Consider the following 1,880-nt stretch of genomic DNA (forward strand, 5'->3'; position numbering starts at 1 on the left):
TTGCTTTAGCCCTTGCTGATAGTCGTTTCTGCGAATAGGGATCTTCGATTCATTACATAGCAATATTCCGAGGAAGTTTAGAGCAAGTACCCGTCGGTTTTTTATCGTGTTGGCCTGATATCGTAAATGCACACCCGCTATTTCACCTGCGGCCCCCATCAGGTAGTGGAACCAATTTGCCAGTGCCGCCAATAGCAGTAATATATCCAAACGAGATTTGGATTTGGTACCGTGCAAGTCGCTTCCTAAACCATAACGTGGGCTTTTTTGGTCTCGGAAGCTTTCTTCAATTTGCATTCGGCTACTGTAGCATTTGGCGATTTTACTCGCATAGTCATGGCACTCAGGTAGCGATGACACCAATAACCAGGGCTCTTTGTAAGACTTATTTTTGTCTCGCTTCAACAGCTTATAGCCTTTACCGACCAGAATGGCGCGGGTTTCATACTGCTGCGACTGAGTCAGCACGATTTCGCCTAAGTCTTTGGGGGTAGCGCGAGCTTTTTTATAAAGCGCATTGACGGTCATAAGTTCAGATTGCTCTGCCAGTTTAAGCTTCACGTTACCTCTGACTCTGGCGACATAATGCCAGCCTAATTTGCGTACCTGTTTAAGCCAGGGCACTTTGAAGCCTGCATCTGTAACGATAACGGGCTTGCAGTCTTTGGGTAACATCGCCTTGAGTTGTTTTAAAAAGGCTCGGTGTAAATGTGGGCAAGTATAATCTTCTGCCGCTGCCACTTTTTGTAATAGCGTCAATGCTCTGCCATCAGTTGCCATACTGGCTCGCAGTATAAAGTGCCGTTTCGCGGTATCGGCGTTGCTCCAGTCAACCAAAATGAGCGGCTGAGATTTACTGCTCACGATAGACCGAGTCATGGCCGCATAGATAAGAGGCAGTTCCCGCTGCAGATTTGAATTGCTCAGTAATCTATCTGCGCGCTTGATACTGACTTTGTCAGAAGAGCCTGGCATAGCACGCCCAATGGCGGTCACAGTACAACGCGCGTCTTTAGCTAGCGCAGTAACCGCGTCTAACAGGACAGAAAATCGCGCTTTATGCATGGTTTGGGGGGTGACAAATCCGAGGAAATCGGCGAGCATTCTTTTCACATTCATGGCTGTTAATGACATGGTTTAGTTTTGGCGAACGATCAGATCAGGAACGGCCATGAATGTTCCCTAATCACCTAACTTTTTATTTTAGATACAGAATTTCTGGGGATACCTCAGGTAACTATGTCTAAGAGAATATAAACTTCTTTCACCATATTGTGAATTCTTAAGTTCAATCATTTCTAATGCCGCATCAAAGTGTCTGTTCATCTCCCTTGAGGTTGTTCCATCTGAAAGCCGAAAAAGTCTGTCGTTACCTGTTCGGTTTTGGAAACGTTCCGACAAACGATTAAGCACTTTGACTATTGCTGCCTTACAAACGATCTCACGTGTGCCAGTGTACTTAGTGGTTTTGCCTTTTCTTACTGTGACATAAAAGCGCATTTGTGTTTCATCCCGTTCAGGGTGAAGGTCTGCCCATGTTAGGTTATCCATCTCTGATCCAGGGCGCATACCGGTTAGGATCGCGAAATCCATATAATCAACAAGTAGCTCTCGTAGCTGGCGCGTTTTTTCCTTGCGACTTTCTTTCCCCATTTGAATAACTTGTTCTCTAACTCGCGCATATTCATCAATGGAAAATGCAGCGCGTCTTGAGCCACTAGCACCTTTGTTTTCTAATGTTGGCACTTGGGAAACCAACATGTATTTTCGTCTAACTGCAAAATCAAACACCATTTGTAGTGCTGAGTTATGATTTTGCACAGTGGATTTAGCGGGTATTCTGCCAAGCTGTTTCACTTGTTCGGCGTCAACTATCTTGG

At 45.3% G+C, this 1,880-nt stretch carries 1 protein-coding gene and 1 pseudogene; both read right to left on the bottom strand.

The genetic code is table 11. The features are described from left to right. Nucleotides 1-1,134: IS4 family transposase (locus AAY72_RS04770; protein WP_197408373.1), on the bottom strand; the 1,134-nt coding region annotated here is incomplete at its 3' end. Nucleotides 1,135-1,203: 69 nt separating this feature from the next. Next, a pseudogene (locus AAY72_RS04775) lies at nucleotides 1,204-1,880 on the bottom strand (site-specific integrase); the annotation flags it as partial.

Source organism: Alishewanella sp. WH16-1, assembly GCF_001441695.1.
GTDB classification, from domain to species: domain Bacteria; phylum Pseudomonadota; class Gammaproteobacteria; order Enterobacterales; family Alteromonadaceae; genus Alishewanella; species Alishewanella agri.